10 protein-coding genes and 1 pseudogene are annotated in these 6,777 nt (G+C 34.3%); all 11 read right to left on the minus strand.

Annotated elements, in window-relative coordinates; translation table 11 throughout:
• Nucleotides 1–111 precede the first annotated feature (111 nt).
• The 11 genes and pseudogenes from BTO23_RS15100 to BTO23_RS15150 all read right to left on the minus strand — a co-directional run bounded on the left by BTO23_RS15100 (nt 112) and on the right by BTO23_RS15150 (nt 6,758).
• Nucleotides 112–546, minus strand: a complete 435-nt coding sequence (locus BTO23_RS15100; protein WP_170066754.1) for a GNAT family N-acetyltransferase — start codon at nt 544–546, stop codon at nt 112–114.
• A 119-nt stretch (nt 547–665) separates the two neighbouring features.
• The gene (locus BTO23_RS15105; protein WP_105063903.1) at nt 666–1,013 is read right to left on the minus strand and encodes a hypothetical protein; all 348 of its coding nucleotides are present in this window, start codon (nt 1,011–1,013) and stop codon (nt 666–668) included.
• A gap of 199 nt (nt 1,014–1,212) precedes the next feature.
• The gene (dhiA, locus tag BTO23_RS15110) at nt 1,213–1,737 is read right to left on the minus strand and encodes a type II toxin-antitoxin system antitoxin DhiA (RefSeq protein ID WP_105063904.1); all 525 of its coding nucleotides are present in this window, start codon (nt 1,735–1,737) and stop codon (nt 1,213–1,215) included.
• Nucleotides 1,731–2,002, minus strand: a pseudogene (gene dhiT, locus BTO23_RS15115) (type II toxin-antitoxin system toxin DhiT). The gene dhiA and the pseudogene dhiT overlap by 7 nt, the downstream one beginning before the upstream one ends.
• Nucleotides 2,003–2,201: 199 nt before the next feature.
• Nucleotides 2,202–2,732, minus strand: a complete 531-nt coding sequence (locus BTO23_RS15120; RefSeq protein ID WP_105063906.1) for a GNAT family N-acetyltransferase — start codon at nt 2,730–2,732, stop codon at nt 2,202–2,204.
• Nucleotides 2,733–2,883: 151 nt separating this feature from the next.
• A complete protein-coding gene (locus tag BTO23_RS15125) occupies nt 2,884–3,294 on the minus strand; it encodes a hypothetical protein (RefSeq protein WP_105063907.1) in 411 nt (136 codons plus the stop codon).
• A complete protein-coding gene (locus tag BTO23_RS15130; RefSeq protein WP_105063908.1) occupies nt 3,295–3,561 on the minus strand; it encodes a hypothetical protein in 267 nt (88 codons plus the stop codon).
• A gap of 222 nt (nt 3,562–3,783) precedes the next feature.
• On the minus strand, nt 3,784–4,134 hold the full coding sequence (locus BTO23_RS15135; protein ID WP_105063909.1) for a hypothetical protein: 351 nt from the start codon (nt 4,132–4,134) through the stop codon (nt 3,784–3,786).
• Nucleotides 4,135–4,301: 167 nt separating this feature from the next.
• A complete protein-coding gene (locus BTO23_RS15140; RefSeq protein WP_105063910.1) occupies nt 4,302–4,943 on the minus strand; it encodes a HEPN domain-containing protein in 642 nt (213 codons plus the stop codon).
• A gap of 145 nt (nt 4,944–5,088) precedes the next feature.
• Nucleotides 5,089–6,051, minus strand: a complete 963-nt coding sequence (locus BTO23_RS15145; RefSeq protein WP_105063911.1) for a hypothetical protein — start codon at nt 6,049–6,051, stop codon at nt 5,089–5,091.
• A 176-nt stretch (nt 6,052–6,227) separates the two neighbouring features.
• Entirely contained in the window at nt 6,228–6,758 is a 531-nt protein-coding gene (locus BTO23_RS15150) for a GNAT family N-acetyltransferase (RefSeq protein ID WP_105063912.1), read from the minus strand.
• Nucleotides 6,759–6,777 lie beyond the last annotated feature (19 nt).

A 6,777-nucleotide genomic window follows, 5' to 3' on the forward strand; every position in this document is an offset into this window, starting at 1 on the left:
GCAATAACACGTTTATTACTACGACGACTTAATTGAATTTTACCGCCTTAAACACCGAAACCAAAGACAAACCTACAACGCCGAATGTAATAAATCGTGTTGATTGCTTTGTTATGTGTTTGAACTTAAAGTAAATTCCATTTCTATTAACCCATTCACTTCCACGGTTTGCGTAAATCCTTTTTCTTTATATAACTTAATTGCTGGGTTTTCGCTGAATACACGAAGAAGTAACTTTTTTGATTGATGCTGTCTAGCGTGATTTATAATCATATCGAGACTTTTCGCACCGATACCCTTACCATGAAATTCTGGGCTTAGCTGTAAATCTCGCAGAAAAGTGGTCGATTCGTTATAACTAAAACGAACAATACCAACTCGATGATTATCCACGAATATTTCAAAGTTATCCAAGATAGCCCAATTGTTAATAAACAGATTGCTGTCCCAAACGATATTACGAGTTAAATAATAACTAGCCATATTGGATTGAGTTAGTGACTCAGCATATTTTAGCTCAGAAGCTCTTTTAAACTGGATATCCATACTTACCCCTTGGGAACACATAACGCCGCCATAACACGTGCTGAACGATATAATTACCAAATCAATTATACTCTAAACCACAAACGCCGAGTGTAATAAGCATCGTGTTGATGGCTTTGTTATGCGCCTAAATCGAGTATTGGTGCCCCAACTGTATCTTCGACTACTGAATGACATTCATAACTGAACCATTTTTTAAACAACGTCCAATTACGTTTTTTAGGCCACAAAGTTTCATCGACATACCAACCGTAAAGTTCATTTTCAAATAACACTTCACAGTTTAATTTAACCCAAGCTTCGAGCTCTTTAGGCGTTTCTGTTATTTCATGAGCAACTAAATAAACAGTCTTCTCTTCATTAACTGAGGACAATGTAACTTCCGGTGAATTATACGGATCTGCTTCATTTATCCAATCAACGGCTGATTGTTTATAACTAAGCATTAATACAGCACGATTTATCATTTTAAATATCCTTCAAAAACAATAGACAGATACAATAGCATGACCAAATAAGACCGTAATCTTCTTAATTTCAAATTGGCGCATAACGCCTGCATAACACGTTTACTACTATGCTATTATACTCAAAATTGACGCCTTAAAACGAGAAACACCCGACAACCTGAGATGCCGAGTGTAGTAAATCGTGTTGATGCAATTGTTACATGCGACTCAAAGAATGAGCAGATACTCTATCTTTAGCCAATTCAATAACTGCATGACCTAATTGAACCAAAGTACCAAAACTTGGGGTCGTTTCAGGTTTTAATGAACGATAAGCACTCGTTCTACTTTTAATTCCTGCACGCTCAATTACAACACTGTGGCCAAATTGTTCAACATAAGAACGAATGGCCGCTTGCAAAATGTCAGCTCGACCTTCTTGCATTGAATCCCATGAAGCCTGCTTGATTACCATTTCCATTTCTTTAACGTCAAAAGGCGTTAAATCAGATTCAGTATAACTACCAATAGTGATTTCTTTTAACGTTGCAGCTGATAATTCAACACCACTCCAATCAAGAGAGCCGTCAGCCGTTAATGCAAACTTTTGAAAATTAGCCACATGGCTAAATGCTTCTTTTTGGAAATACTCAGTTAAGTTTGCTTCACCGGTATAACCGTCACTAAAAGTAAGCTCAAGTGTAAAATCAGCTACCAAATCAACATCAATTACTTTCAACATACGTCACCTATAATTTACCCGGATTAATACCAGCAACTGCTTGTTTCCACATTTCCATCAATTTTACTCGATTGCTTTCAATGTGAGCTTCTGCTCGTTTTCGTTGCTTATTTGGTAAATAACCCTCTAAGCACTCACCTGTTTCAATTGCTATGATTAGCTCATAGCTACCATATTTGACATGAATATGAGGCAATTTATGCTGCTTGTTGTCGAAAAAATACAGACAAAATGAAAGCCCAAGCAATGCATCTATCTCTGGCATAACAACCTCTAATTATCAAATCTGGTTAAACTATAGCACCGTATCTCAAAAGAGACAACTTTAGCATGTAACGCCTGCATAACACGTTTGCTACGATACAGACCTAGCTGAATTTTACTACCTTAATCACTGAAACCAAAGGCAAACTGACAACGCCGAGTGTAGCAAATCGTGTTGATGCGATTGTTATAATTTGTGGTTAAGACAACATACATTCGTAGAAAATGACGCCATTACCCCCCTCTTGAGTTGCAACAAAACCAACTTTCTCAAGTAACTTTGCCGAAACTACATTTCCAATATCTACGCCACCAATGATCTTTTCTACTAATTGGTTATCACGACAGTTTTTAAGCAAACCAAACAATAACTCACTACCGTAACCTTGATGCCAACTAGATTCAGCTAATAAATAACCTAAATGAGCTGTAGCATTATCTGATTCATAAAGGAAAACGAAGCCAATAATTGGTTCTAAACCTTTACGCTTAACTGAAAATAAATGGCTTTCTGCTACCATTTTCAAAAGCCAAACTTCAGCATCCAATTCAGTATTAATATCATGAAAATATGGAGGTAATGATTCAACAACCGAGGGAGAAAGTAAGCTAACAATTTCAGATAATAACTGTGGTTTCATCAATCCTGACACCAAACAAGAGTCAACATTTGCAACCTCAAGTCTCGTTGTCGTAAATGCTATAGATTTCAACTTTGAGCTATTAATCATATCGTTACCTTAAAAAATTATAACGCCTGCATAACACGTTTGCTACGATACAGACTTACCTGAATTTTAACGCCTTAATCACTGAAACTAAAGGCAAACTGACAACGCCGAGTGTAGCAAATCGTGTTGATGCATTTGTTATGACTTTATATTAAATTTGGTTGTCTTTAATTTTTCCTAATAAACTCTTCATAGATAAATGTTTATAATTAACAAGAGCTTTTATTGATACTTTCAATAACCAGTAAATGGACAATGCACCAACCATAATAGTTAAAGCTTCCCACACTGGAGCCTTAATACCAAACGAGTCATTGAAGGTTGCAGTCGTTTTTACGGTCGCTATCGTAACTAAGATCGATGCAGGGGCAATCCATGCCGTTTTTAATGACATTTTATCTAGATGTTTCAATAAGATATTTTCTAGTTTATCTTCTGTAATCTCAATTAAATCTGACTTAACATTAGTACGTTTATTCTTTACAAACCGACTTTCTTCTTCTCGATTATTTGAAGAATACACACTTTTAGACGGTTTTTGTTTAAATTGTGTATCTTCCACTTATTCATCGCCTTCTTCATTAGGAATTAAGTCAAATGCACCTAAAGCATGAGGTGTTACAGCTCCGCAATTAGTACAGATAACAAGAGCTACAGGTAATGTAGCTTTAGATTTTAGCTTACCAGAGATATCAGGTTGAAGTGGGTAATGAGTCATTTCATCAAGAACAACAAATTCATTCTCGCTACAGCGATGGCAAGCATTTGTAGCCCCCATATCAACAAGCTTTTTTTCAATTAATTTATTACAAAATTCAGGTTTTTTCATTGTCTACTCTAATATTATTCAATAACTTAATCTATTATATTCATAAATGAGGCATAACCCAATTATTTCTAGTCATAACGCCGCAATAACACGTTTATTACTACGACGACTTAGCTGAATTTTACTGCCTTAAGCACCAAAACCAAAGACAAACCTACAACGCCGAATGTAATAAATCGTGTTGATTGCTTTGTTATACCCGTACTAAAATCGCCCTCAAAACTAGGAAGTAACCAATAATAAAATACTGCCTAAGAATGCTGGTATTCCTGAGATAAACATAACCAAACCAAACTGATAATTCAGCCTTTTTTGTTCATGAAAATCAGACTCAAAATCATGATTAGAAACCATTTTCATTGTTTTATTTGAAGCTGGGGCTTGCGCCCAATTACGACTTTGGCTATTTCCATCCCAAGTTAATCTAGCTATTCCCCAGATAATAATCACGATGAAGAATAGAAAATCCATCAAGCTTGTTGAGTTGAAAAAGGCTATATATTTGGAAAGAATGAATACGATTAAAGCCGCTAATAGATTAGTAATAACAACCACTTTCAATAGATTTAGCATAGATATTCTTCCTCAATTGACCTTTTAGGGTATAACGCTGGCATAACACGTTTATTACTATGCAAACCAACCTGAATTTTACTGCCATAATCACAAAACTAAAGGTAAACTCAGAATGCCGAATGTAATAAATCGTGTTGATGCGATTGTTATGCCCTACTTTCAGCTTATGCAGTTTCAAATAAACAACAGTCAACTATTTCTTCTGTTATATGAATGAATAAAAAACCAACACTTACAAGATAATCAACACCGTCAAGATCAACATATATGTCACTCGCTAACTCATGAGCAAACATATTACGATATTCAAATAAAAGAGATATGTCAGCAAAGAAGTCCGAATTATACTCATTAACAGGAATGTCAATATCGTCAGATACGGGAGATATCTTTATTGTTTCCAAAAAATCAATATCCAATAATATTGAAAAGTAATCATTTAATAAATTTAGATTATTTATTGAGATTGTATGTGAAATCAAATCCCCTTTACTCACCAAATTATCATTTTGACCTAATATTTTTTTATTTGGTATTTTTAAATGATCTGCTCGTAGAGAGAATACTTCGCTATAATTAATTATATCTCTGATTGCTAATCTCATATAACCTTCAATACAGCTCACAATACCAATAATACTCCCCTTCAATAATTCAGCTTGGATATCGAAAGATTCGATTTTTCTAATTTCATCAATTGATTCGAGTATATAGTCAACTCTAAGAGATAACTGTTCCCAACGATCTTTACCTTGGTATAAATTGTTATATTTTTTGTTTATTTCTTTTGGGTAATCTCTAGCCACTAACTCTCATCCATTTTTTATTATTCGGCATAACGCCTGCATAACACGTTTGCTACCATGCAAACTAAGCCAAATTTACCACTAAATACGGTAAACAAAAAGAAATCTAGAATGCCTAATGTAGCAAATCGTGTTGATGCATTTGTTAGATTTTTTTAGGTACAAGGCTATTAACAGCCTTACCAAACTTGATGCTCAAGGCTAATATGATAATAAAAGGCCAATATAGAAACTGTAATTTAGTCACATTGTCATTTTTTAAACTTTTAGCTTTTTCTATATTTTCAGCCCTCTCTTGTAACTCACTTAATTCAGAGACTTTCTCTAGTCTATGTTTAGACCAGTTAGAATACTCTCCATTGCGGATTGATTTAGGAGCTCGCAGACATACATTCAATGAACTCAAAAGTGAATCTGTAAAATACAATGTTTCTTTAAATTCATTTGATAATAGTGTTACATCTCGTTTTGAAAAAACATTCACATTAACAACACTTTTAAACTCATTCCATGCAAAAGCAGAGAAATCCTCTATATATTTTGAACTATTAACATAATCATATTGATAGAATCCTTTATCAATACCAGCTGTAAAATACTGAAGCAGAGAATTGTACAAAGTAACCCCAAGAACATCTGACTTTCCTAATTGTTCTATCATAGGTTTTGCAGATGAACATACAGCTTGAACACGTTCTGCACCTGAAAATTGAACAAACTTATTTTCATATTGCTTTGTAATTGATGATATTTCTTTAGCTGCTATACATTCTGTTGTTTTTATTATATCTCCACATGCCTCTGCATAATTAGAAATATGTGCTAAATGACTCCCCTGCGTTGCTATCAGAGAGTCCTCATTATCAAATTTACTAAATTTTGGTTTTTGCTTTTCGATTGCAGCTATTTCTGCCCTTTGTTTTATTTGTAAATCATACAGCTCAATAATTTTACGATCATTAGTACTTTGAATAAAAATCAAACAAACCCCTAGGGCACCTAAAGGGTAATAGACAGCATCTACCCAGTTCCACCAAGAAGATTTAGTAAAAAAACCAACGACTCCGAAGAAAATGAAGCATATTCCCAAAAAAATTAATATATTCATAAACCACTTAAAATATGAGTTCCATATTAGAACTAAAGAAAAAAATCTAACGCCTGCATAACACGTTTGCTACCATGCAGATTAAGCTCAAATTTACCACTTAATACGGTAAACCTAAAGAAATCTAGAATGCCGAATGTAGCAAATCGTGTTGATGCATTTGTTATAATTTGTGGTTAAGACAACACACATTCGTAAAAAATGACGCCATTGCCGCCCTCTTGAGTGGCAACAAAACCAACTTTCTCAAGTAACTTAGCCGAAACTACATTTCTAATATCTACGCCACCAATAAGTTTTTCTACTAATTGGTTATCACGGCAACTTTTGAGCAAACCAAACAATAACTCACCACCGTAACCTTGATGCCAACTAGATTCAGCTAATAAATAACCTAAATGAGCTGTAGCATTATCTAATTCATAAAGGAAAACGAAGCCAATAATTGGTTCTAAACCTTTACGCTTAACTGAAAATAAATGGCTTTCTGATACCATTTTCATAAGCCAAATTTCAGCATCCGATTCAGTATTAATATCATGAAAATATGGAGGTAATGATTCAACAACCGAGGGAGAAAGTAAGCTAACAATTTCAGAGAATAACTGTGATTTCAGCAATCCTGTCGCCAAATATGAGTCAACATTTGCAACCTCAAGTCTCGTTGTCGTAAATGCTATAGATTTCAACTTTGGGCTATTAATCATATCGTTACCTTAAAAAATT

This window comes from Aliivibrio sifiae, from assembly GCF_002954715.1.
Lineage (GTDB): Bacteria > Pseudomonadota > Gammaproteobacteria > Enterobacterales > Vibrionaceae > Aliivibrio > Aliivibrio sifiae.

What these genes read in the sequence shown, in the direction of transcription:
- BTO23_RS15100 (WP_170066754.1), bottom strand. Translation starts at nt 546, where the DNA reads ATGGATATCCAGTTTAAAAGAGCTTCTGAGCTAAAATATGCTGAGTCA.
- BTO23_RS15105 (WP_105063903.1), bottom strand. Translation starts at nt 1,013, where the DNA reads ATGATAAATCGTGCTGTATTAATGCTTAGTTATAAACAATCAGCCGTT.
- dhiA (WP_105063904.1), bottom strand. Translation starts at nt 1,737, where the DNA reads ATGTTGAAAGTAATTGATGTTGATTTGGTAGCTGATTTTACACTTGAG.
- BTO23_RS15120 (WP_105063906.1), bottom strand. Translation starts at nt 2,732, where the DNA reads ATGATTAATAGCTCAAAGTTGAAATCTATAGCATTTACGACAACGAGA.
- BTO23_RS15130 (WP_105063908.1), bottom strand. Translation starts at nt 3,561, where the DNA reads ATGAAAAAACCTGAATTTTGTAATAAATTAATTGAAAAAAAGCTTGTT.
- BTO23_RS15135 (WP_105063909.1), bottom strand. Translation starts at nt 4,134, where the DNA reads ATGCTAAATCTATTGAAAGTGGTTGTTATTACTAATCTATTAGCGGCT.
- BTO23_RS15145 (WP_105063911.1), bottom strand. Translation starts at nt 6,051, where the DNA reads ATGAATATATTAATTTTTTTGGGAATATGCTTCATTTTCTTCGGAGTC.
- BTO23_RS15150 (WP_105063912.1), bottom strand. Translation starts at nt 6,758, where the DNA reads ATGATTAATAGCCCAAAGTTGAAATCTATAGCATTTACGACAACGAGA.